Origin of the sequence: Nitratireductor sp. ZSWI3 (assembly GCF_024655565.1) — a bacterium.
Taxonomy (GTDB): Bacteria; Pseudomonadota; Alphaproteobacteria; order Rhizobiales; family Rhizobiaceae; genus Nitratireductor.
The window spans coordinates 13,368-34,594 of the sequence record NZ_JANKOF010000048.1; the positions used below are offsets into that span (position 1 = coordinate 13,368).

At 65.2% G+C, this 21,227-nt stretch carries 21 protein-coding genes; 11 read left to right on the forward strand and 10 right to left on the reverse strand.

Annotation, left to right across the window (positions count from 1 at the left end; translation table 11 throughout):
- Positions 1–256: 256 nt before the first annotated feature.
- The gene (locus NUU27_RS25575; RefSeq protein ID WP_374567011.1) at positions 257–949 is read left to right on the forward strand and encodes a cell wall hydrolase; all 693 of its coding nucleotides are present in this window, start codon (positions 257–259) and stop codon (positions 947–949) included.
- Here the strand turns inward: NUU27_RS25575 and NUU27_RS15040 are convergent.
- The 7 genes from NUU27_RS15040 to infC form a co-directional block, all read right to left on the reverse strand.
- On the reverse strand, positions 882–1,868 hold the full coding sequence (locus NUU27_RS15040) for a Gfo/Idh/MocA family protein (RefSeq protein WP_257762939.1): 987 nt from the start codon (positions 1,866–1,868) through the stop codon (positions 882–884). The genes NUU27_RS25575 and NUU27_RS15040 overlap by 68 nt on opposite strands.
- A 189-nt stretch (positions 1,869–2,057) precedes the next feature.
- Positions 2,058–4,463 carry a phenylalanine--tRNA ligase subunit beta gene (pheT, locus tag NUU27_RS15045; protein ID WP_257762940.1) on the reverse strand — a complete coding sequence of 802 codons (2,406 nt, stop codon included), beginning with the start codon at positions 4,461–4,463 and terminating at the stop codon, positions 2,058–2,060.
- A gap of 12 nt (positions 4,464–4,475) precedes the next feature.
- Positions 4,476–5,561: a phenylalanine--tRNA ligase subunit alpha gene (pheS, locus tag NUU27_RS15050; RefSeq protein WP_257762941.1), complete on the reverse strand. Its 1,086-nt coding sequence runs from the start codon at positions 5,559–5,561 to the stop codon at positions 4,476–4,478.
- Positions 5,562–5,681: 120 nt separating this feature from the next.
- Complete coding sequence (gene rplT / locus NUU27_RS15055; RefSeq protein ID WP_257762942.1) at positions 5,682–6,083, reverse strand: 50S ribosomal protein L20; 402 nt, start codon at positions 6,081–6,083, stop codon at positions 5,682–5,684.
- Positions 6,084–6,118: 35 nt separating this feature from the next.
- The gene (rpmI, locus tag NUU27_RS15060) at positions 6,119–6,319 is read right to left on the reverse strand and encodes a 50S ribosomal protein L35 (RefSeq protein ID WP_257762943.1); all 201 of its coding nucleotides are present in this window, start codon (positions 6,317–6,319) and stop codon (positions 6,119–6,121) included.
- A 244-nt stretch (positions 6,320–6,563) separates the two neighbouring features.
- Positions 6,564–7,199 (reverse strand): isoprenylcysteine carboxylmethyltransferase family protein, encoded by a 636-nt coding sequence (locus tag NUU27_RS15065; protein ID WP_257762944.1) that lies wholly within the window; start codon positions 7,197–7,199, stop codon positions 6,564–6,566.
- A 211-nt stretch (positions 7,200–7,410) separates the two neighbouring features.
- The gene (gene infC / locus NUU27_RS15070) at positions 7,411–7,950 is read right to left on the reverse strand and encodes a translation initiation factor IF-3 (protein WP_257762961.1); all 540 of its coding nucleotides are present in this window, start codon (positions 7,948–7,950) and stop codon (positions 7,411–7,413) included.
- A 166-nt stretch (positions 7,951–8,116) separates the two neighbouring features.
- Here infC and NUU27_RS15075 point away from each other — a divergent pair, with 166 nt between their 5' ends.
- The 9 genes from NUU27_RS15075 to NUU27_RS15115 all read left to right on the forward strand — a co-directional run bounded on the left by NUU27_RS15075 (position 8,117) and on the right by NUU27_RS15115 (position 15,977).
- Positions 8,117–8,890 (forward strand): carboxylesterase, encoded by a 774-nt coding sequence (locus NUU27_RS15075; protein ID WP_257762945.1) that lies wholly within the window; start codon positions 8,117–8,119, stop codon positions 8,888–8,890.
- 165 nt (positions 8,891–9,055) lie between these two features.
- On the forward strand, positions 9,056–9,487 hold the full coding sequence (locus NUU27_RS15080; RefSeq protein WP_257762946.1) for a DUF2852 domain-containing protein: 432 nt from the start codon (positions 9,056–9,058) through the stop codon (positions 9,485–9,487).
- A 200-nt stretch (positions 9,488–9,687) separates the two neighbouring features.
- Positions 9,688–10,449, forward strand: a complete 762-nt coding sequence (locus NUU27_RS15085; RefSeq protein WP_374567020.1) for a M48 family metallopeptidase — start codon at positions 9,688–9,690, stop codon at positions 10,447–10,449.
- Positions 10,450–10,521: 72 nt separating this feature from the next.
- On the forward strand, positions 10,522–11,187 hold the full coding sequence (locus NUU27_RS15090; protein ID WP_257762948.1) for a phosphoribosylanthranilate isomerase: 666 nt from the start codon (positions 10,522–10,524) through the stop codon (positions 11,185–11,187).
- A 10-nt stretch (positions 11,188–11,197) separates the two neighbouring features.
- Positions 11,198–12,418, forward strand: a complete 1,221-nt coding sequence (gene trpB, locus NUU27_RS15095) for a tryptophan synthase subunit beta (protein ID WP_257762949.1) — start codon at positions 11,198–11,200, stop codon at positions 12,416–12,418.
- Positions 12,419–12,421: 3 nt separating this feature from the next.
- Complete coding sequence (locus NUU27_RS15100; protein ID WP_257762950.1) at positions 12,422–12,664, forward strand: hypothetical protein; 243 nt, start codon at positions 12,422–12,424, stop codon at positions 12,662–12,664.
- Positions 12,665–12,769: 105 nt separating this feature from the next.
- Positions 12,770–13,606: a tryptophan synthase subunit alpha gene (gene trpA / locus NUU27_RS15105; RefSeq protein ID WP_257762951.1), complete on the forward strand. Its 837-nt coding sequence runs from the start codon at positions 12,770–12,772 to the stop codon at positions 13,604–13,606.
- Positions 13,607–13,649: 43 nt separating this feature from the next.
- Complete coding sequence (accD, locus tag NUU27_RS15110; RefSeq protein ID WP_257762952.1) at positions 13,650–14,591, forward strand: acetyl-CoA carboxylase, carboxyltransferase subunit beta; 942 nt, start codon at positions 13,650–13,652, stop codon at positions 14,589–14,591.
- Positions 14,592–14,633: 42 nt separating this feature from the next.
- Positions 14,634–15,977: a folylpolyglutamate synthase/dihydrofolate synthase family protein gene (locus NUU27_RS15115; RefSeq protein ID WP_257762953.1), complete on the forward strand. Its 1,344-nt coding sequence runs from the start codon at positions 14,634–14,636 to the stop codon at positions 15,975–15,977.
- Between the two features lie 16 nt (positions 15,978–15,993).
- Here NUU27_RS15115 and NUU27_RS15120 read toward each other — a convergent pair whose 3' ends face one another.
- Both NUU27_RS15120 and NUU27_RS15125 read right to left on the reverse strand, forming a co-directional pair.
- Entirely contained in the window at positions 15,994–16,761 is a 768-nt protein-coding gene (locus NUU27_RS15120) for a sulfite exporter TauE/SafE family protein (RefSeq protein WP_257762954.1), read from the reverse strand.
- A gap of 8 nt (positions 16,762–16,769) precedes the next feature.
- Positions 16,770–17,744: a complex I NDUFA9 subunit family protein gene (locus tag NUU27_RS15125; protein ID WP_257762955.1), complete on the reverse strand. Its 975-nt coding sequence runs from the start codon at positions 17,742–17,744 to the stop codon at positions 16,770–16,772.
- 221 nt (positions 17,745–17,965) lie between these two features.
- Between NUU27_RS15125 and gyrB the strand changes: the two genes are divergently transcribed.
- Complete coding sequence (gene gyrB / locus NUU27_RS15130) at positions 17,966–20,413, forward strand: DNA topoisomerase (ATP-hydrolyzing) subunit B (RefSeq protein ID WP_257762956.1); 2,448 nt, start codon at positions 17,966–17,968, stop codon at positions 20,411–20,413.
- Positions 20,414–20,527: 114 nt separating this feature from the next.
- Here gyrB and NUU27_RS15135 read toward each other — a convergent pair whose 3' ends face one another.
- The gene (locus NUU27_RS15135; RefSeq protein ID WP_257762957.1) at positions 20,528–21,067 is read right to left on the reverse strand and encodes a cytochrome b; all 540 of its coding nucleotides are present in this window, start codon (positions 21,065–21,067) and stop codon (positions 20,528–20,530) included.
- Positions 21,068–21,227: the final 160 nt, after the last annotated feature.

The following is a 21,227-nucleotide window of genomic DNA, read 5'->3' on the forward strand; positions in this document are numbered from 1 at the left end:
GTGGCACGGTTCCTGACAGAAACACGCCGAACGGCATCGAGGCGTATATAAGAATGAGGCTTTTCATACGCAAGACGGGATTTGGGTCATCGGCCCAGGGCGGTTGCCCCTGCACAAGCGGGATTTGCAGAAAACATAAGTCAATGGTGATTTGAACCACGGCGCGTTGTGCGACAGCCTGTCGGTATGGGGCCTCTCCGCCGCTCCCATGGGGAGACGGCAGATCAAAGACTTGCAGCGTCCTTTATGCGTCCGGATGGACGCACGGCGCTGTGGGCGGGGAGAAACCGCACTGTTTCGGGCATTGTTGCTCGGGGGCCTGGTCACGGCATCGCTGGCTCAACCGCCCGCCTCGACACCCTCGTGGCGCGCGGCGGGCACCGGTATTCTGCGGAGCTATGAGAGTGTCTGCCTGGCGCTGGCCCTCTATCACGAAGCGCGCGGCGAAACGGAGACGGGCAGGCACGCCGTCGCCCTGGTGGTGCTGAACCGGGTCCGATCACCCCGGTATCCGCAAACCGTTTGCGGCGTCGTCTTCCACAACGCGCGCTGGGCCGGTCGCTGCCAGTTCTCCTTTGCCTGCACGAAGGCCGAGCTGGTGCCCGATGACCCGGCTGCCTGGACCGCCGCTTTGGCGCTGGCAAGGTCCGTCTTGTCCGGCGCCAGCCGGTCGCAAGCCTGGCTCGAGGCCGCGTCCGTGGCCGGCGATGCGATGCACTACCATGCCGATTATGCCAGGCCGCCTTGGGCGCTTCGGCTCAGGTCCCTGGGGCGCGTCGGGCGGCATGTGTTCTTCGACGGCGAGGCGCTCCCGGAAAGGCGGCAGGCGTGCCGCACGGCCGAAGCCTTTTGCAGCCAGGCAACCTCAAAAAGGAGAATATCTAGACGTTCTCCCAGCCCTCGTGCTCCGAAGCGCGGTAGATCGCGTCGATCAGCCTCTGGTTCCTGACCGAATCCTCAAGCGGGAAGATCGCGGCGTCCTCGCCGCGCGCCGCCCGGGCGATGGCCTCGGCCTGCAGGCGATATTGCCGTGCACCGGCGAAACGGTAGACCGATGCGACGGAGTGGCTGGCGTCGTGCACCACCACACGCGCATCGCCGTAATTGGGCGGGTTGAAGGGGGCTTCCACCTCGATGAACCCGCTTTCTCCATGGAAAACCATCGATTGGCGCAGCGCCATCTGCGTCGCCACGTAGAATGTGAGTTCGAAGCTGCCGAAGTCGGCCTTCACGCTGGCATAGATGTCGGTTCCGAACACCGGGTCCCGCTCCACTGCCGCCTGCACCCGGTGCGGCTCCATGCCGCTGGCGAAGCGGGTCGTCACGATCGGGTAGACACCGATATCCGGCAGCCCGCCGCCGCCCAGCTCCGGCTTGTTGCGCATGTTGGCAGGATCGATGTTGTGATAGCAGAACGCGCCCTGCACGTGGCGCAGGCGGCCGATCGCCCCTTCGCCGATCAGGGAGCGCACCTTCAGCCATTGCGGGTGATAGGTCACCATGAACGCTTCCGAGACCACGACATTGTTCCGGTCCCGGGCCTCGATCACGCGGGCGATGTCCCTGGCGTTCAATGCGAGCGGCTTTTCGACCAGCACATGCTTGCCCGCGTCTGCCGCCCTTATCGCCCAGGCGACATGGTCGGATGTCGGCAGCGGGATGTAGACCGCGTCCACCTCCGGGGAGTTCACCAGAGCCTCGTATGAGGAAAAGACGTGAGGGATCCCGAAACGCGCGGCGAGCGCGCGCGCTTTCGCCTCGTCCCGACTGGCGATCGCCGTCACCACGCCATTCTCGGCATCCTGGATCTGCGGGATGACCTGCTCGCGGCCGATCTTGGCGGTGGAAAGAATTCCCCAGCGGAACATGCGCTTCTCCTGTGTTTCCGGGCGCACCCGAGTGGTGCGATCCTGACAGATGGGGACCCATCCGTTTGGGTCAGACGACTACAGCGTCCTTGAATCTGCGTATCGGCGATGGATGAAAAGCCGGGTAGGCCCGCTTGCCGGGGCGGGCGGCGGAAATCCGCCGCCGCCCTCGTTCAGCCCGTCTCCTGCCTAGCCGCGCAATGTCCCGCCGGTCTGCTTGCCGACATTGTCGACGATGCGGCCGGCGAGCGCCTCGAGATCCTCGTCCGTCAGGGTCTTCTCCCGCGGCTGGATCGACACCTCGATCGCGACGGACTTCCTGCCTTCACCGAGCGAAGCGCCTTCGAACACGTCGAACACGCGCACGCCGGTGATCAGTTTCTTGTCCGCGGCCGAGGCGGCGCGCTCGATGCTGGCCGCCTCCACCGTCCGGTCGACGACGAAAGCGAAGTCGCGCCGCACCAGCTGGAACGGCGACAGATCGAGACGCGGCTTGGTGCGCGTCGCCTTGGCCTTCGGCTCGGGGATGGCGTCGATGAAGACCTCGAAGCCGCAGATCGGCCCGTCGGCATCGAGGGCCTCCAGCGTGCGCGGATGCAATTCTCCGAAGGTTGCGAGCACGATCTTCGGTCCGAGCCGGATCGTGCCGGAACGGCCGGGATGGTACCACTCCGGCCCTCCTGCGACGATCTGGAGCTTGTCGACCGGCGCGCCGCAGGCCTCCAGCACGGCGATGGCGTCGGCCTTGGCATCGAACACGTCGACCGGCGCGCTGTTGCCCGACCAGTGGCGCCCCGCGCCGTCCATCCCCGCCGTGCCGCGGCGGATGCCGCCGGCAACGCGCCGCTGCCCCTCATAGGCGTCGCTCTCATAGGTGCTCGACACCTCGAACAGCGCCACGTCGGCAAAGCCGCGTGCGGCGTTGCGCTGCGCGGCGGCGATCAGCCCCGGCAGCAGCGAAGGCCGCATGTCCGACATGGACGCGGCGATCGGATTGGAGAGCTTCAGCTTCGCGTCGCCGCCGCCGAACAGATTCGCCTGGCTCTCGTCGATGAAGGTCCAGGTGACCGCCTCCATCATGCCCCTGACGGCAAGGGCCCGGCGCGCCGAACGCGTGCGGTTCTGCAGCACGGTGAGGATCGGCCCGTTCACGGCCCCATGCGAGGGAAGCGGCGCCGGCGCGATCTCGTTGACGCCGTGAATGCGCATCACCTCTTCGACGAGATCCGCCTTGCCGTCGATGTCCGGCCGCCAGGAGGGTACGGAAACCTCCACCGTCTCGCCGCTGCCGGTCGAGGCGAAGCCAAGCCGGCCAAGGATGGCGATGCTTTCCTGCGCCGGCACGTCGAGGCCGGTCAGGCGCTTCACCTCGGCGGTGGGGAAGCTGATGGTGCGTGGCGTGTAGCCGCGGTAGCCGACGATGCGGTTCCCGCTCGCTTCGCCGCCGCACAGCTCGAGAACGAGCCGCGCGGCCAGCTCCAGGCCGGGCACCATCATCTCGGGATCGACGCCGCGCTCGAAACGATAGCGCGCGTCGGTGATGATGCCGAGGTCGCGTCCGGTCCGCGCGATGTTCATCGCATCCCAGAGCGCCGATTCGATCAGCACGTCGGTGGTGTTCTCGTCGCAGCCGGAATGTTCGCCGCCCATCACGCCGGCGATGGATTCGACGCCGTCCTCGTCGGCGATGACGCACATTTCCGGGGTCAGCGTGTATTCCCGCTCATCGAGCGCCAGAACCGTCTCTCCGTCCCTGGCGCGGCGAATGGTGAGATCGCCCTTCACCTTGGCTGCGTCGAACACGTGCAGCGGGCGGCCGCGATCAAAGGTCACGTAGTTGGTGATGTCCACCAGCGCATTGATCGGCCTGAGGCCGATCGCCGTCAGCCGCTGCTGCAGCCATTTGGGCGACGGGCCGTTCTTCACGCCGCGCACGATGCGCAGGCCGAAGCCCGGGCAAAGCTCCGGCGCCTCGATGGTGACCTCGACAGGGCAATCGCCCTTTCCGGGAACCGGGACGATCGGATCGTCCTTGAGCTTGCCGAGGCCGGCGGCCGCAAGGTCGCGGGCGATCCCGTAGACGCTGGTGCAGTCCGGCCGGTTCGGCGTCAGGCCGATCTCGATCACAGGATCGTCGAGCTTCGCCCAGCCGGCGAAGGAGGCTCCCACGGGCGCATCCTCGGGCAGATCGATGATGCCGTCGTGCTCGTCGGACATCTGCAGCTCGCGCTCGGAGCACATCATGCCGTGGCTTTCCACGCCGCGGATCTTGCCCACCGACAGCGTCGCGTCGATGCCGGGCACATAGGTGCCGGGCGCTGCGAAGGCGCCGATCAGGCCGGCGCGGGCGTTGGGCGCCCCGCAGACCACCTGCACCGGTTGGCCGGCGCCCGTGTCGACCGAGAGCACGCGCAGGCGGTCGGCATCGGGATGCTGCTCCGCCGTCAGCACTTTGGCGATGACGAAGGGCTTCAGCGCCGCCTTGTCGTCCACGTCCTCGACCTCGAGGCCGATCATGGTGAGCGTCTCGACGATCTCGTCGAGCGTCGCTTCGGTCTCAAGATGATCCTTGAGCCAGGAGAGGGTGAATTTCATCGATCTTCCTCCTTACGCGCTGAGACCGCCGAACAGCGTCGGCAGGTCGAGCGGGCGGAAGCCGTAGTGCTCCAGCCAGCGCACGTCGGCGTCGAAATAGTCGCGCAGGTCAGGCATGCCGTATTTCAGCGTGGCGATGCGGTCGATGCCCATGCCCCAGGCAAATCCCTGGTATTCGTCGGGATCGAGCCCGCAATTGCACAGCACGTTCGGGTGCACCATCCCGCAGCCGAGGATCTCCATCCAGTCGTTGCCTTCGCCGAAACGCACTTCGCCCGGCTGCGACCGGTCGCACTGGATGTCGACCTCGAGGCTCGGCTCTGTGAACGGAAAGAAGGAGGGGCGGAAACGCATGTTGAGATGCGGAACCTCGAAGAACGCCTTGCAGAACTCCTGCAGCACCCACTTCATGTTGGCCACGTTCGCCGTCTTGTCGATCACCAGCCCTTCGAGCTGATGGAACATCGGCGAATGGGTGGCATCCGAATCCTGCCGGTAGGTCTTGCCGGGAATGACGATGCGGATCGGCGGCTTCTGCTTCTCCATCGTGTGGATCTGCACCGGCGAGGTGTGCGTGCGCAAAAGCTTGCGCTCGCCCGTCTCGTCCGCCGGAAAGAAGAACGTGTCGTGCATCTCGCGCGCCGGGTGGCCTTCGGGAAAATTCAGCGCGGTGAAATTATAATAGTCCGTTTCGATGTCCGGGCCCTCGGCGATCGAGAAGCCCATATCGGCGAAGATCGCGGTGATCTCGTCGACCACCTGGCTGATCGGATGGATGCGGCCTCGCTCGGCGGGCGGGCGCCGCACCGGCAGGGTCACGTCCACCGTCTCGCGCTCCAGACGGGCGTTGATCGCCGCGTCGCGCAGCTCGGCGCGCCGTGCCGTCAGTGCCTCGCTGATGCGCGCCTTCAGCCCGTTGATGGCCGGCCCCATGACCTGGCGCTCGTCGGGCGTCATCGTGCCCAGCGTCTTCAGCCGCTCGGAGACCGAGCCCTTCTTGCCCAAGGCGGCAATGCGGACGGCTTCGATCTCCTGCTCGTCCGCCGCTGCGGCGATCTGGCCTGCGATGGCCTTTTCCAGTTCGTCGAGTTCGCTCATCGATTTTCCCGAATTTCTCCGCGATGTTGGCCGGATGCGCGTCCATGAAAAAACCCGCGCCGGCCCTGCCAGCGCGGGTTTCCCAAATAGCAGTTTTCGAAAGCTTGGGAAGCGCTGGTCTTAGGCGACAGCGCTTTCAAAAGCGTTCGGCGTCGTGTCTTTCAGATACACGAGCGCTTCCTTCGCCTTGCCGACGAGGGCGGCGAAAGCCTGCGGCTCGTGCACGGCCATGTCGGCCAGCACCTTGCGGTCGATCTCGATGCCGGCCTTGTTCAGACCGTCGATCAGGCGGCCATAGGTCAGGCCGTGCTCACGGGCAGCAGCGTTGATGCGCTGGATCCACAGCGCACGGAAATTGCGCTTGCGGTTCTTGCGATCGCGATAGGCATACTGCAGGGATTTCTCGACCGCCTGCTTGGCGATGCGGATGGTGTTTTTGCGGCGGCCGTAGAAGCCCTTGGCGGCTTTCATGACCTTCTTGTGCTTGGCGTGGGCGGTAACGCCCCTCTTCACGCGTGCCATGGCATGATCTCCTTAAGTCTGTTCCGTTCTGCCGATCAGAAGCTGTAGGGCATGAATTTCTTCACGATCTTGGTGTCAGGATCGGAAAGAACCATCGTGCCCCGCGCATCGCGGATGAACTTGTTGGAACGCTTGATCATGCCGTGCCGCTTGCCGGCGGCGGCGACCTTCACCTTGCCGGTCGCGGTCACCTTGAACCGCTTCTTGACCGAAGACTTCGTCTTCATCTTGGGCATTTTGCTTCTCCGTTCATTCGGTCCAGTGCGGGTCGCGCCGCTTCCCGCCTCCGCCTGCACGCCCGATCGGCCGTCACGCGGTCGCGTTGTCCGGCATTGCCGGCCCACGCGCAATCTGAACCCTGTCAGCATTAAGAACCGCCTCGGCATGCCCTGCCGGCCGGTTCGGGAAAGCGGCCTTATAGCGGCGCGCCGGCTTCCGCGCAACTGTTGTTTTGCGCGACGTGGGCGGCCGCTGCCGCCGTCAATACATGCGCAGGAGGATCGGCAGCAGCGCCCGGTCCTGCAGATGCTCGATCAACTCGAAGGTCGGCATGGCCAGAAAGAAGACGAGTCCGTCGAGAAGGGTCCGGTAGAGGCGCTGCGGCAGGATCGACAGGGTCTGCGGGTCGCTGAACAGCCTCGGGTCGGGGAAGAACGCCGGGACCCGTTCGGCATAGGCGTTGAAGCTGGCGCCGAAACGCTCGCGCAGGAAGATCGCCTCGCGCTGCAGCGTGAGGCTGAGGATCAGCGCCGTCAGGAAGCCGCAAATCAGGGCGATGACGATGCTGCCGGTCTGCGCGCCGACGCCGACCGCGCCGACGGTGGAGAAGAAATAGAGCGGGTTGCGGGTCATCGAGTACGGCCCGTCCTGCACCAGCTCGCTGGATTTCCGTCCGCCGATGTAAAGCGTGCACCACAGCCGCCCGAGAATGGCGATGCCGATGAGGCCAAGCCCGGAAAGCTCGATGAGCTCTTCGATGTCGTAGGACCCCGGATTGGGATGTTCCCATCCGGAGTGGATGAACAGCAGGAACGATCCGAGGATCGCCGCGATGAGCCAGAAACTGGCGATGCGCAGCCGCTGAAACTGCCCCAGAGCGATCCTGTAAATCCGCATGTGGAAGAAACCCCGACCGACCGTGTTGCATCGCCGGTAGAGCGCGATTGCGGCGCTTTTGGGGGCGGTGTGGCAGGGCGCGCCTTCGCCAGGTTGTGAACCGCCGGCGTCCGGCAATTCGCAACCTGGCGACGGGCTTGAGCCTTGCAGGGTGGTTGCTGGGGATGCGTGCGCCCGGGCGGGCGCACCGGAGGCGCCCGGAGGCGCTATGTCACGTGCGCGGCGCCAGAACCATCATCATCTGACGGCCTTCGAGCTTCGGTTCGGCTTCGACCTTGGCAATCGGTTCCACCTCCTCGCGCACGCGGTTCAAAAGCTGCATGCCGAGTTCCATATGTGCCATTTCGCGGCCGCGGAAGCGCAGGGTGAGCTTCACCTTGTCGCCCTCCTCGAAGAAGCGCCGCACGGCCTTCATCTTCACCTCATAGTCGTGGGTGTCGATGTTCGGACGCATCTTGATCTCCTTGATCTCGATGGTCTTCTGCTTCTTGCGTGCTTCAGCGGCCTTCTTCTGGCTCTGATACTTCATCTTGCCAAGATCGGTGATCTTGCAGACGGGCGGTTCGGAATTTGGAGCGATTTCAACGAGGTCGAGACCGGCGTCCTCAGCGGCTGCCAGAGCCTCCTCGATGGATACCACGCCGCGATTGGTGCCGTCATCGTCAATCAGTTGCACCCGGGGAACCCGGATGTCGCGGTTTGCGCGCGGGCCTTCCTTGACCTGAGGCTGCGCTTTGAATGGTCTGCGAATGGTCGTTGTCTCCTCGAGTTGTTGAACCATCGGTTTTGCGGCAAAGCCGCCGAGCCGAGGCGTATGTCGTCTCGGCAGGCGAAGTGTCAATAGCATATAAGGGCAAAAGAATCACGCCGCGCGTTCGGCATATATTGCAGATCGGCAAACCGAGAGGAAAGAGACCATGTCCAGCATCCCGCCCAGCTTCCTCGATGTCGGCGACGCGGCGATCGCTTATCGCCAGCGCGCGGGCCGCACGCCGGGCGTCGTCTGGCTTGGCGGCTACCGTTCGGACATGCTCGGAACCAAGGCCGAGGCCCTCGACGCCTGGGCCGCCGACAGCGGCCACGCCTTTCTCCGGCACGATTATTCCGGCCATGGCGAATCGGGCGGGGCCTTCATGGACGGAACGATCTCGCGCTGGCTGGCCGAGAGCCTGGCGGTTTTCCGCGCGTTCAGCGCCGGCCCGCAGATCCTCGTCGGGTCTTCCATGGGGGCCTGGATCGCGCTGCGCATGGTGCAGGAGCTGCACAAGGCCGGCGAAGGGTGGCGCCTGGCCGGCCTGTTGCTGATTGCCCCAGCGCCCGACTTCACAATGGAGCTCGTCGAACCGCAACTCGGCGACGCCCACCGGCGCGAACTGGAAGAGAAAGGATATATGGAAGAGCCGTCCGAATATTCCGACGAGCCCTACATCTATACGAAAGCCCTGTTCGACGACGGCCGGCGGAACCGGGTGCTCGACGGCATCATCGATACGCACTGCCCGGTCCACATCCTGCAGGGCAAGGCGGACCCCGACGTGCCCTACGCGCATGCGATGCGGCTGACCGAGCACCTGCCGGCCGACGACGTGACCCTGTCGCTGATCAGCGACGGCGACCACCGGTTGTCGCGCCCGCAGGACATCGCCCTCATGCTGCGCACGCTGGAAGGTCTGATCGCCCGGACCGTTTAGCCCCCGCGTTGCCAAAGAGCGCCGAGATTGCGAAAAAACATGTTGCGATTCAGGGGATTGTCCGAATCTGGTTTACGTTCTTCTTGAAACGGCGAAAAGACCTTCCCATCTCGAATTCATGCAACTGCCCGGGGGTTGCACGCTCAAACAAAGGAACGGGTGACCATGACCAACTCTGCACTTATCCGTCCCGCTTGGACGCCTGCGACGATTGCCCTGATGGTGGTGGGCTTCATGGTGTTCTGGCCGCTCGGCCTCGCCATGCTCGCCTATATTCTGTGGGGTGACCGGCTGGGAGACTTCAAGCGCGACGTCAACCGCAAGACGGACCATTTCTTCACCGGCTGCCGCCGCGGTGCGCATCGGCATTCGTATACCGGCAACGTCGCCTTCGACGACTGGCGCGAAAAGGAGCTGGAGCGACTTGCCGAGGAGCGCCGCAAGCTCGACGAGATGCGTGACGATTTCGACGAGTACATGCGCGAGCTGCGCCGCGCCAAGGATCAGGAAGAGTTCGATCGCTTCATGAACGAGCGCAACAAGGGCCGCAAATCCGGACGCGGCAAGTCCGTGCCGGATACGAAGGACGAGGATTGATCGTCGGCATAGCGGATAAAATGACGAAAGCGGCATCTCCTCGAGGTGCCGCTTTCTTTTTCGCCTTACAGCGCCGTGCGTGGTTCGGACGCGCAAAGGACGCTGTAAGTCTTTGAATCTGTGCATCGTGCTTTCCGAAAACCGATTCCGATTTTCGGCCCGATGCGACAGGTTTTTGCGAATCATCTAGTTTTGCTTTCATGACGTTCGGATTACTCAAGATGATCGGGCTCAATGTCGCTGCCGCGCCGGCCGAGCGCGTCCATCGTGTGGCCGGCCGCGAGCTGCCGCTCCGCGTCGTGGAGAACAGCCGGGCCAAGCGGCTGACGCTGCGGATCGAGCCGGGCGGCAAGGGGCTTCGGGTCACGGTGCCGCCGGGCCTTTCGCGCTCGCGCCAAGTGGACGATTTTCTCGACCGGCATGCCGGCTGGCTCGAGGAGCGCTTGCGCAAGCTTCCCGAGAAGCCCCTGGTGCGGCCGGGCATCCGGATCCCCGTGCGCGGCACGCCTCACCGGATCGTCCACGACGCCGCCGGTCGGGGTGCCGCCGAAGCCAGGCTGCAGGACGGCGAGCCGGTTCTGGTCGTGCCCGGCGACCGCAGGCACCTGCCCCGCCGCGTCGCCGATTTTCTGAAACGGGAAGCCAAGCGCGACATCGAGGCCCTCGTCGCCAAGCACTCGGTGGCGCTCGGCAGGCGCGCCCGCGCGATCCGCTTTCGCGATACCAAGAGCCGCTGGGGCTCGTGCACCTCGGATGGCGTCCTGTCCTTCTCCTGGCGCATCATGATGGCTCCGCCCCCTGTCATCGACTATCTGGTGGCCCATGAAGTGGCGCATCTGAAGGAGATGAACCACGGGGCGCGGTTCTGGAAGCTCTGCAAGGAGCTCTGCCCGGAGACCGACCGCTGCAAGGACTGGCTGAAGCGAAACGGCAACGCCCTGCAGGCGATCGGCTTCGAGTGAGTGCCGCGTGAAGGCTCCGCTCCAGGGGTATCTTCACTCGACTCCGTAGCCGTTTCGTGGCACTTCCCCCCTATGACACTCGACATCAAGATCTGCGGCCTCAAGACGCCGGAAGCGGTTGCCGCCGCGCTTGACGGCGGGGCGAGCCATGTGGGCTTCATTTTCTTCGAGAAAAGCCCGCGCAACGTGAGCCCGCAAGCGGCCGGCGCGCTGCGCAAGGCGGCGCTTGGCCGCGCACGGGCCGTGGCGGTCAGCGTGGACGCCGATGACGAGGCGCTCGATGCCATAGTCGAGGCGATGGCCCCGGACATGCTGCAGCTCCATGGAAGCGAAAGCCCTGAGCGGGTCGCCGCCGTCAAGGCGCGCTATCGGCTGCCGGTGATGAAGGCCTTCTCCATCCGTGAGGCGGCGGATCTCGAGGGAATTGCCCCTTATCGCGGGATCGCCGACCGGTTCCTCTTCGACGCCAAGCCGCCCAAGGGGGCGGAGCTTCCCGGCGGCAACGGCGTGCCCTTTGACTGGCGGGTGCTTGCCGCTCTTGACGGTGACGTTAATTACATGCTTTCGGGAGGCCTCAACGCGGCCAATATCGGCGCTGCGCTGCGTGTCGTGTCGCCGCAGGGCATCGATGTTTCGTCGGGTGTGGAAAGCGCACCGGGCGAAAAGAACCCGGAATTGATACGCGAGTTCTTCGATGCCGCGCGCGCCGCGTTTGCCGATGATACCGCTCTGAGATGAGGAGAGCACCTTGAACAAACCGGCCGAGCCCAACTCCTTCCGCCGTGGCCCCGACGAGGCCGGCATGTTCGGCATATTCGGCGGACGGTTTGTCGCCGAGACGCTCATGCCGCTCATCCTCGACCTGGAGCAGCACTGGAACGCGGCCAAGCAGGACCCGGCCTTCCGCGCCGAGCTGGATCATCTGGGCAAACACTATACGGGCCGCCCCTCGCCGCTTTATTTCGCCGAGCGCCTCACCGAGCATCTCGGCGGAGCCAAGATCTATTTCAAACGCGAGGACCTGAACCACACCGGTTCGCACAAGATCAACAATTGCCTCGGCCAAATCCTGCTCGCCAGGCGCATGGGCAAGACCCGCATCATCGCCGAGACCGGCGCCGGCCAGCACGGTGTGGCCTCGGCCACGGTGGCGGCGCGTTTCGGCCTGCCCTGCGTGGTCTATATGGGCGCCACCGATGTCGAGCGGCAGAAGCCCAACGTGTTCCGCATGCATCTGCTGGGTGCGGAGGTGAAGCCGGTCTCGGCCGGTCACGGCACCTTGAAGGACGCCATGAACGAGGCGCTGCGCGACTGGGTGACGAATGTCGAGGACACCTATTATCTGATCGGCACCGCCGCCGGTCCGCATCCCTATCCGGAGATGGTGCGCGACCTGCAGTCGGTGATCGGCACCGAGGCGCGGGCGCAGATTCTCGAGCTCGAGGGCCGGCTGCCCGATGCGATCGTCGCCGCGGTCGGCGGCGGCTCGAACGCCATCGGCCTGTTCCATCCGTTCCTCGACGACCGTCAGGTGGCGATCCACGGGGTGGAAGCGGGCGGCCACGGGCTCGACGGGGTGGAGCATTGCGCCTCGATGACCGCCGGCCAGCCGGGCGTGCTGCACGGCAACCGCACCTATCTCCTGCAGAACGAGGACGGACAGATCCTCGACGGTCACTCGATCTCGGCCGGACTCGACTATCCGGGTGTCGGACCCGAGCACAGCTGGCTGAAGGATTCCGGCCGCGTGACCTATTCGCCCATCCTCGATCAGGAGGCGCTGGAAGCGTTCCAGCTGACGACCCGCATCGAGGGCATCATTCCGGCGCTGGAGTCGGCGCATGCGATCGCCCACGCGATCAAGCTCGCGCCCACCATGGGCCGTGACCAGATCATGATCGTCAACTTTTCGGGCCGGGGCGACAAGGACGTCCACACGGTCGGCAAGATGCTCGGCATGGAGATCTGAAACATGTTCGAAATCTATCGTTCCAAGCAAAACCAGCACCACTATGTGGCCATCCGCCAGGACGATGACCGGGAAAACCCGATCGGCATTCGAAAGAGCCAGAATCTCTCATTCCTGACCTATGTCGCCGATGATGGCGAACCGCGCATCGCCTTCGATCCCAACGAGGCGAAGAGCCGGATCGCCCGCGACGGCTTCTACGCTTTCGCGGTGACGATCGAGATTCGCGAGCACGCCGAAGGATGACCGGCGCAGAAGCTTCGCCGCACCAGATCACTAGGGCCGTTGCAATCGCCTGAATGCAGGACGGCGTGGGGCGCCGCACTGGATGAACGAGGACAAAGGATCATCATGACCACCCGCATCGACCGCCGCTTCGCCCGGCTGAAGGAAGAAAACCGGCCGGCACTCGTGACCTATTTCATGGGTGGGGACCCGGATTACGATACGGCGCTGTCGATCATGAAGGCCCTGCCGGAAGCCGGCAGCGACGTGATCGAGCTCGGCATGCCGTTCTCCGATCCGATGGCTGACGGTCCCGCGATCCAGGCGGCCGGGCTGCGGGCCCTCAAGGGCGGACAGACCCTTTCGAAGACTCTGCAGATGGCGCGCGACTTCCGCACCGGCGACGACGACACGCCGATCGTCATGATGGGGTATTACAACCCGATCTACATCTACGGGGTCGAGCGCTTCCTGAGGGATGCGAAGGAGGCCGGCATCGACGGTCTCATCATCGTCGACCTGCCGCCGGAAATGGACAGCGAGCTCTGCGTTCCGGCTCTGCGGGCCGGCATCAACTTCATTCGCCTGGCCACGCCGACCACGGACGAGAAGCGCCTGCCGACCGTGCTCACCAACACGTCGGGCTTTGTCTATTACGTGTCGATGACGGGCGTCACCGGCTCGGCGCTGCCGGACACGAGCAAGGTCGCCGGCGCCGTCGCCCGCATCAAGGCGCACACCGACCTGCCGGTCTGCGTCGGGTTCGGCGTGAAGACCGCACGCCAGGCAAAGGCGATCGGCGAGGCGGCGGATGGCGTGGTGGTGGGCACCGCCATCGTCGCGGCCATCGCCCAGTGTTACGACGCAAAGGGTGAGAAGGTGGCCGATCCCGCCGAGGCCGTCGCCACGCTGGTGCGCGGCCTGGCGGATGGCGTGCGCGAAGCGCGCCTTGCTGTTGCCTGATAATCGGCCCATCCTTCATCCAGTAGAGCAGAAGGCATAAACAATGAACTGGATCACCAGCTACGTCCGGCCGAAGATCAATTCGATGCTTGGCCGTCGCGAGATGCCGGAAAATCTCTGGATCAAGGATCCGGAGACCGGCGAGATGGTCTTTCACAAGGATCTGGAAGACAATCTGTGGGTCATCCCCTCGTCCGGCCATCATATGAAGATCTCGGCGCGCGAGCGCCTGAGGTCCTTCTTCGACGGCGGTGAATACGAGACGCTCGAAAGCCCGAAGGCGGCTGTAGACCCGCTGAAATTCCGCGACGAGCGCCGTTACACGGACCGCCTGCGCGACGCCAAGGCGAAGACCAATATGGAGGACGCCGTCCTCAACGGCATCGGCCGGATCGAGGGGCTGGAACTCGTCGCCACGGTTCAGGATTTCGCCTTCATGGGCGGTTCGCTGGGCATGGCCGCCGGCGAGGCGATCATCCGCGGCTTCGAGACGGCGGTCGAGCGCAAGCTCCCGCTGGTGCTGTTCGCCGCTTCCGGCGGCGCGCGCATGCAGGAAGGTATCCTCTCGCTGATGCAGTTGCCGCGCACCACCGTGGCGCTCGACCGGCTGAAGGAGGCCGGCCTTCCCTACATCGTCGTGCTGACCAACCCGACCACGGGCGGCGTCACCGCCTCCTATGCGATGCTGGGCGACGTGCACATCGCGGAGCCGGGCGCGCTGATCGGCTTCGCCGGGCCTCGCGTCATCGAGCAGACCATCCGCGAAAAGCTGCCGGAGGGCTTCCAGCGTGCCGAGTACCTCAAGGAGCACGGCATGGTCGACATGGTCGTCTCGCGGCTCGAGATGAGGGAGACGGTCGCCCGGCTCGTCAAGATCCTGTTGAAGGAGAAGGTGGAAGAGGCCGTTGTTGCGTCGGAGGCGAAAGCAGAGGCGTTGCCTGCCCCGGTGGCCGAAGGGCCGGCCGCCGAGCAACCGGAAGCATAGGCGTCCGGACCTCCGGACCGCGTCTCATCAGGTGACACGGCCATGACCATTCTTTCCGCCGAGCGCGAGATCGAGAGACTTCTGTCTCTTCACCCGAAGGGATTCGATCTTTCGCTCGATCGCATCACGCGGCTGCTCGATCAGCTCGGCAATCCGCACCGCAAGCTGCCGCCGGTCATCCATGTGGCGGGCACCAACGGCAAGGGGTCGGCGACCGCCTTTGCGCGGGCCGCGCTGGAAGCCGCCGGCCGCATCGTCCATGTCCACACCTCGCCGCATCTGGTGAACTGGCACGAGCGCTATCGCATCGGCGAGGAAGGCGGCGGCAGGCTGGTCGAGGATGCGGTCCTTGCCGATGCGGTCGCGCGTGTCGCCGCGGCCAATGGCGGCGAGCCGATCACCGTTTTCGAGATTCTGACGGCGGTCATGTTCGTCCTCTTCTCGGAGGATCCCGCCGATGCCGCCATCGTCGAGGTCGGGCTCGGCGGACGGTTCGATGCGACCAACGTCATCGAGCGGCCGGCCGCAAGCCTGATCATGCCGATTTCCCTCGATCACGAAGCCTACCTCGGAGACCGGGTGGAGCTGATCGCCGCGGAGAAGGCCGGCATCATCAAGCGCGGCTGCCCGGTGGTCATCGGCCAGCAGGAATTCGACGCGGCGCGCGAGATGCTTGTCGATACGGCCGAGCGGCTCGACTGCCCGGTCTTGATCTACGGCGAGGACTTTCTGGCCTTCGAGGAAAACGGCCGGATGATCTATCAGGACAATGACGGCCTGTTCGACCTGCCGCTTCCGAGGCTGGCGGGCCGCCACCAGATCGCCAACGCCGCGGCTGCCATCGCTGCCGTCAAGGCCGCCGGCTTCCCGGTCAGCCTGCGCACGGCCGAAGCCGCCATGGAAAAGGTGGTCTGGCCGGGGCGCCTGCAGCGCCTTCCGCCGGGCCCGCTCGCCGATCTCGCGCCGGAGGGCGCCGAGGTATGGCTCGACGGAGGGCACAATCCCGGCGCCGGAGAAGCGATCGCCGAAGCGCTGGCCGGCGAGGAGGACCGCTCGCCGCGTCCGCTGTTCCTGATCGCCGGCATGATCAACACGAAGGACCAGACGGGATATTTCCGCGCCTTCGAAGGCATGGCGCGTCATGTCTACACCGTGCCTGTGGAAGCGAGCGATGCCGGCGTGCCGAACGCCGAACTTGCGGCCAGGGCCATGGAGGCCGGCTTGTCGGCCGAGCCGGTGCATTCGGTGGCCAATGCCTTGAAGCTTCTGCGCGACACGCTTGACCGCGGGCGCGATGGCACCGAGCCGCCGCCGCGCATCCTGATCTGCGGCTCGCTTTATCTGATCGGGTCGGTTCTGGCGGAGAACGGCACGCCGCCGCGCTGAGGCGGCGGCCTCGGCGTCAGACCATGCCTGCGAGCCCGCGTCTGATCAGGTCGAGCGCCAGGAGGGTCAGGCCGATCTTGAACCAGCGCCGGAAGGCGGCCTCCGGCATCTTTTCAAGCAGCTTGCTGCCGTAGATGGTTCCCAGATAGCCCGAGACGATCATCACGGCGACGAAGGGCAGCCAGCGCCAGAAGGCGAAGCCGGCAACGGCGAAAGCGATCACCTTCAGCGTATGGTGCAGCGTCATGCCGGCCGCCTGGGTGGCGATCAGCGCCTTGCGGTCATCGGGGATAACCTGCCCGAAGAACGCCGCGAACAGCGGACCCGTCGCGCCGACAAACATCGTTGCCAGCGCGAGCACCGCGCTGCCGGCCGCAAGCCCGGCGTGGCTCAGCTGCGCGGCGCCGGGGATCTTCGTCCAGGTCACCGTGACGACGAACACCCCGAGCACCAGCTTCAACAGGGCATCGGGCAGCTGCACGACGAAATAGGCGCCGGCGGCGATGCCCAAGAGGCTGCCGGCAATGAAGGGTGCCGCGATGGAGGAGCGGATGTATGCCCGCTGATGCCAGGCGCGGCCGGTGTTGGAGCCGAGCTGCACCGCGCCATGCACGGGAATGAGTGCCGCGACGGGAATGAAAAGGCCGAGCAGCGCCAGCATGGCCACCCCGCCGCCGACGCCGAAGACGGCGGTCAGGGCCGAGGTGAAGAAGCTGGCGACGACGAGGATGAGCGTCGGCCACGCGCCGAGCGCTTCAGGCAGAAGCGTATCCCATCCGCTCACGGGCGGACCTAAAGAAGCTGCTTGCGGGTGAACTGGCCTGCCGGACGGTAGCGCCACAGATAGGTCGGCAGGATCGCCGCCAGCGAATGCTGGGCGATGCCGAGACCCGGCAGGGTACGCTTGTCGTTGATGGCCGCTTCCGAGACGACGTTGTCGACCTCCAGGAGCTTGACCTGGTCGAGCGTCAGCAACCGGCCCGGGAGCATGCCGAGAATGCGCCCCTGAAGCCGCGCCACCGACCACGGGACGGAAACGAGCCAGCGCTTGCGGCAGGTCGTCTCCAGCATCTCCTCCATGCATTCGCGGAAGGTGAGCACTTCGGGGCCGCCGAGCTCGTAGATCTCGCCCGCCTTCAGATCGCCGTCGACCGAGCGCGCGTAAGCTTCCGCCACATCGGCCACATAGACGGGCTGAAACCTTGTCGCGCCGCCGCCGATCAGCGGCAGGAAAGGCGAAAACCGCGCCATGTTCGCGAAGCGGTTGAAGAACTGGTCTTCCGGTCCGAAGACGATGGAGGGGCGGATGATCACCGCATCCTTCACCGTTTCGAGAGCGGCCTGCTCGCCCAGCGCCTTGGTGCGGGCATAGTCGGACGGTGAATTGAGATCGGCGCCGATGGCGGAACCCTGCGTCAGCCTGGCGCCGGCGGCGCGGGCGGCCTCGGCCACCGCACGGGCGCCGAAATTCTGCACCGCGTCGAAGGTCTGGCGGCCCGATTCATGGAGAATGCCGACCAGGTTGATGACATGGTCGGCGCCTTCCACGGCCCGGTCCACGGAGGCGCGGTTGCGCAGGTTGGCCTGCACCGCGTGCACCTGCCCGACATTGCCCAGCGGCTGCAGATGCATCGCCAGATTGGGGTTGCGGCACCCGACGCGCACCCGGTGTCCGCGCTTCGTCAAGGCCTGCACCAGATGGCGGCCGATGAAGCCGGAGCCGCCGAAAATGGTGATGAGCTTTGGTTTCTGGCTGATGGTGGCCATATGCCTCGGTCTCCGATTGTGTAGGGGCTTCATAATCGGTTTCGCGGCAAAGGCAAAGAGCCGTGAGGGAGGGATTTCATCCCCAACCGCGAAACGGCGCAAAACTTGGAAAAAGTGCCTGAAACGCCTATATCTTGACGAGTGCGCGCCGCCTGATTCGCGGTGTATGTTTCTGCCGTTCCGGGACCGCGTCCCGGGCGCTTCCTGAACGAAAGATTTTGATGAGCGACACGCCCGAAACTCTTCCCGGCGAACCGGCCGAATACGGCGCGGAATCGATCAAGGTTTTGAAGGGCCTGGATGCCGTCCGCAAGCGGCCCGGCATGTATATCGGCGATACCGACGATGGGTCGGGTCTGCATCACATGGTCTACGAGGTGGTGGACAACGCCATCGACGAGGCGCTGGCGGGCCACGCGACGCTGGTCACCGTGACGCTCAATCCCGACGGCTCCTGCACCGTGACCGACAATGGCCGCGGCATTCCGACCGATGTGCACTCGGGCGAAGGCGTGTCGGCCGCCGAGGTCATTATGACGCAGCTCCATGCCGGCGGTAAGTTCGACCAGAATTCCTACAAGGTGTCGGGCGGTCTGCACGGCGTCGGCGTCTCGGTCGTCAACGCGCTGTCGATCTGGCTCAAGCTGAAGATCCGCCGCAAGGGCAAGATCCACGAGATGAGCTTCACCCACGGCGTCGCCGACGCGCCGCTCGCCGTCACCGGCGAGGCGGGTGAGGAGACTGGCACGGAGGTCACCTTCCTGCCCTCGCCCGAGACCTTCACCATGGTGGAGTTCGACTACAACACACTGGAGCATCGTCTGCGCGAGCTCGCCTTCCTGAATTCGGGGGTGCGCATCGTGTTGACCGACAGGCGCCACGCCGACCTGAAGCAGCAGGAGCTGCTGTACGAGGGCGGTCTGGAGGAATTCGTCAAATATCTCGATCGCGCCAAGAAGCCGCTGATCGATAGCCCGATCGCCATTCGCAACGAGCGCGACGGCATCGCCGTCGAGGTGGCCATGTGGTGGAACGATTCCTACCACGAGAACGTGCTCGCCTTCACCAACAACATCCCGCAGCGCGACGGCGGCACCCATATGGCCGGCTTCCGCGGCGCGCTGACGCGCCAGGTGACCGGCTACGCCGAAAGCTCGGGCCTGACCAAGAAGGAAAAGGTCTCGCTGACCGGCGACGACTGCCGCGAAGGCCTGACCGCGGTGCTCTCCGTGAAGGTGCCGGATCCGAAATTCTCCTCGCAGACCAAGGACAAGCTGGTCTCCTCGGAAGTGCGGCCGGTGGTGGAAAGCCTGGTGAACGAGGCGCTCGGAAGCTGGCTCGAAGAGCACCCGGGGGAGGCCAAGACGCTGGTTGGCAAGGTCGTCGAAGCGGCTGCGGCGCGTGAGGCCGCGCGCAAGGCGCGTGAGCTGACGCGGCGCAAGGGCGTGCTCGACATCACCTCGCTGCCGGGCAAGCTTGCCGACTGCCAGGAGCGCGACCCGGCGAAATCCGAACTGTTCATCGTCGAGGGCGACTCGGCGGGCGGATCGGCGAAATCCGGCCGCTCGCGCAAGAACCAGGCGATCCTGCCGCTGCGCGGCAAGATCCTGAACGTCGAACGCGCCCGCTTCGACCGCATGCTGTCGTCGGACATGATCGGCACGCTGATCACAGCGCTCGGCACCGGCATCGGCAAGGACGAGTTCAATCTCGAGAAGCTGCGCTATCACAAGATCATCATCATGACGGACGCCGACGTCGACGGCGCCCATATCCGCACGCTGCTGCTGACGTTCTTCTTCCGGCAGATGCCGGAGCTGATCGAGCGCGGGCACCTCTATATCGCGCAGCCGCCGCTCTACAAGGTCACGCGCGGCAAGTCCGTGCAGTACATCAAGGACGAGGCGGCCTTCGAGGAATTCCTCATCGATACGGGCCTGGAGGAAGCGACGCTGGAGCTATCGACCGGCGAGGTGCGTGGCGGCCAGGACCTGAAGGCGGCGATCGAGGATGCGCGCGCGGTGCGCTCGCTGATCAACGGCCTGCACACGCGCTACAACCGCGCCGTGGTCGAGCAGGCGGCGATCGCCGGCGCGCTGAATGCGGCGGTGCTCGCCGACCCCGGCCGCGCGGCGGAAGCCGCCGCTTATGTGGCGCGCCGTCTCGACATCATCGCCGAGGAAACCGAGCGCGGCTGGGAAGGGCGGGTGAACCCGTCCAACGACGGCGCGGGCGGCTACCTGTTCGAACGCACCGTACGCGGCGTCCGTGAGGTGATCGTGCTCGACGCAGGTCTTGTCGGCTCGGCCGATGCGCGCGCCATCGACCGTTACGCCGCCCGCCTGCAGGAGGTTTACGCCAAGCCGCCGGTCCTGCGCCGCAAGGACAGGTCGGAGGTCATCTCCGGTCCGATGGCGCTGCTCGATGCCGTCTTTGCCACCGGCCGCAAGGGTCTCACCATGCAGCGTTACAAGGGCCTGGGTGAAATGAATGCCGAGCAGCTCTGGGAGACGACCCTCGATCCGGAGGCGCGTTCGCTGCTGCAGGTCAAGGTCCCGGATGCGACGGATGCCGATTCCCTGTTCTCGCGCCTGATGGGCGACGAGGTGGAGCCGCGCCGCGAGTTCATCCAGGAAAACGCCCTGTCGGTCGCCAACCTGGATATCTAGTGGTGCGATCCCAACAGATGGTACTCATCTGTTGGGGAAAATCGCCCCACCAGATCAACAGCTTGTGGGCTGACTTGCCGAAACAGATGAGTACCATCTGTTTCGGTCAGACCACTAGCGCCTTTTACCTTTTGGCTGAAGCGTCTGGCGCGTGGCGGGCACCATGCGCCTGAAAATCCCATCCCCCTTGCACAGGTGGACGATCGCCGCGGCGATGTGCAGGAAGGCGAGCGTCAGCGTGACGTTCCAGAGCAGCCCGTGGATCGGCGCTGCTCCCGCCCACAGATAGGAGGCGGTGAAGCCGGTGCCGGCCTGCGCGAACAGCGAGGCGTAGAGCCCCCATTGCACGATCGCCGAGGCGCGCTTCTGCCAGGCCGGCAGCCCGTCGGCGGGCGGCACGGGGCGCAGCAGGCGCAGCAGGACCCGCAGCACCATCAGAACGCCGATGGTGATGCCGCCATAATTGTGCAGCGAATGCAGCAGCAGGTCGGTGGAGCTCGGCGGAAGGAGCGGGTTGTGGGTCCGCTGGATCGCCCCGGACGTCAGCCACTGGGAAACGATCCCCGCGACGACGATCCAGTGAAGCGCGATCTGCGCGGAGGAATAGCGCGCACCATGCGCCGCGGCGGCGCCGTTCAAACCAGATCCAGCCATTTCCCAACCTGCCCGTGTCCGATGGCGGAACTGTCTCATCAAACCGTTAAGGCCGGCTTTCGGCATTCTACAGCGCCGTGCGTCCATTCGGACGACCACGGTACGCGACATTATGCCTGTGCGCCGTTCCGGCATGGATCCTCGGGTCGGAGCCCGAGGA

What these genes read in the sequence shown, in the direction of transcription:
- NUU27_RS15115 (WP_257762953.1), top strand. Translation starts at nt 14,634, where the DNA reads ATGACCATTCTTTCCGCCGAGCGCGAGATCGAGAGACTTCTGTCTCTT.
- pheS (WP_257762941.1), bottom strand. Translation starts at nt 5,561, where the DNA reads ATGAGCGAACTCGACGAACTGGAAAAGGCCATCGCAGGCCAGATCGCC.
- gyrB (WP_257762956.1), top strand. Translation starts at nt 17,966, where the DNA reads ATGAGCGACACGCCCGAAACTCTTCCCGGCGAACCGGCCGAATACGGC.
- NUU27_RS25575 (WP_374567011.1), top strand. Translation starts at nt 257, where the DNA reads ATGGACGCACGGCGCTGTGGGCGGGGAGAAACCGCACTGTTTCGGGCA.
- NUU27_RS15075 (WP_257762945.1), top strand. Translation starts at nt 8,117, where the DNA reads ATGTCCAGCATCCCGCCCAGCTTCCTCGATGTCGGCGACGCGGCGATC.
- rplT (WP_257762942.1), bottom strand. Translation starts at nt 6,083, where the DNA reads ATGGCACGCGTGAAGAGGGGCGTTACCGCCCACGCCAAGCACAAGAAG.
- pheT (WP_257762940.1), bottom strand. Translation starts at nt 4,463, where the DNA reads ATGAAATTCACCCTCTCCTGGCTCAAGGATCATCTTGAGACCGAAGCG.
- accD (WP_257762952.1), top strand. Translation starts at nt 13,650, where the DNA reads ATGAACTGGATCACCAGCTACGTCCGGCCGAAGATCAATTCGATGCTT.
- NUU27_RS15125 (WP_257762955.1), bottom strand. Translation starts at nt 17,744, where the DNA reads ATGGCCACCATCAGCCAGAAACCAAAGCTCATCACCATTTTCGGCGGC.
- rpmI (WP_257762943.1), bottom strand. Translation starts at nt 6,319, where the DNA reads ATGCCCAAGATGAAGACGAAGTCTTCGGTCAAGAAGCGGTTCAAGGTG.
- NUU27_RS15065 (WP_257762944.1), bottom strand. Translation starts at nt 7,199, where the DNA reads ATGCGGATTTACAGGATCGCTCTGGGGCAGTTTCAGCGGCTGCGCATC.
- NUU27_RS15135 (WP_257762957.1), bottom strand. Translation starts at nt 21,067, where the DNA reads ATGGCTGGATCTGGTTTGAACGGCGCCGCCGCGGCGCATGGTGCGCGC.
- NUU27_RS15100 (WP_257762950.1), top strand. Translation starts at nt 12,422, where the DNA reads ATGTTCGAAATCTATCGTTCCAAGCAAAACCAGCACCACTATGTGGCC.
- NUU27_RS15040 (WP_257762939.1), bottom strand. Translation starts at nt 1,868, where the DNA reads ATGTTCCGCTGGGGAATTCTTTCCACCGCCAAGATCGGCCGCGAGCAG.
- trpA (WP_257762951.1), top strand. Translation starts at nt 12,770, where the DNA reads ATGACCACCCGCATCGACCGCCGCTTCGCCCGGCTGAAGGAAGAAAAC.
- NUU27_RS15080 (WP_257762946.1), top strand. Translation starts at nt 9,056, where the DNA reads ATGACCAACTCTGCACTTATCCGTCCCGCTTGGACGCCTGCGACGATT.
- NUU27_RS15085 (WP_374567020.1), top strand. Translation starts at nt 9,688, where the DNA reads ATGACGTTCGGATTACTCAAGATGATCGGGCTCAATGTCGCTGCCGCG.
- NUU27_RS15090 (WP_257762948.1), top strand. Translation starts at nt 10,522, where the DNA reads ATGACACTCGACATCAAGATCTGCGGCCTCAAGACGCCGGAAGCGGTT.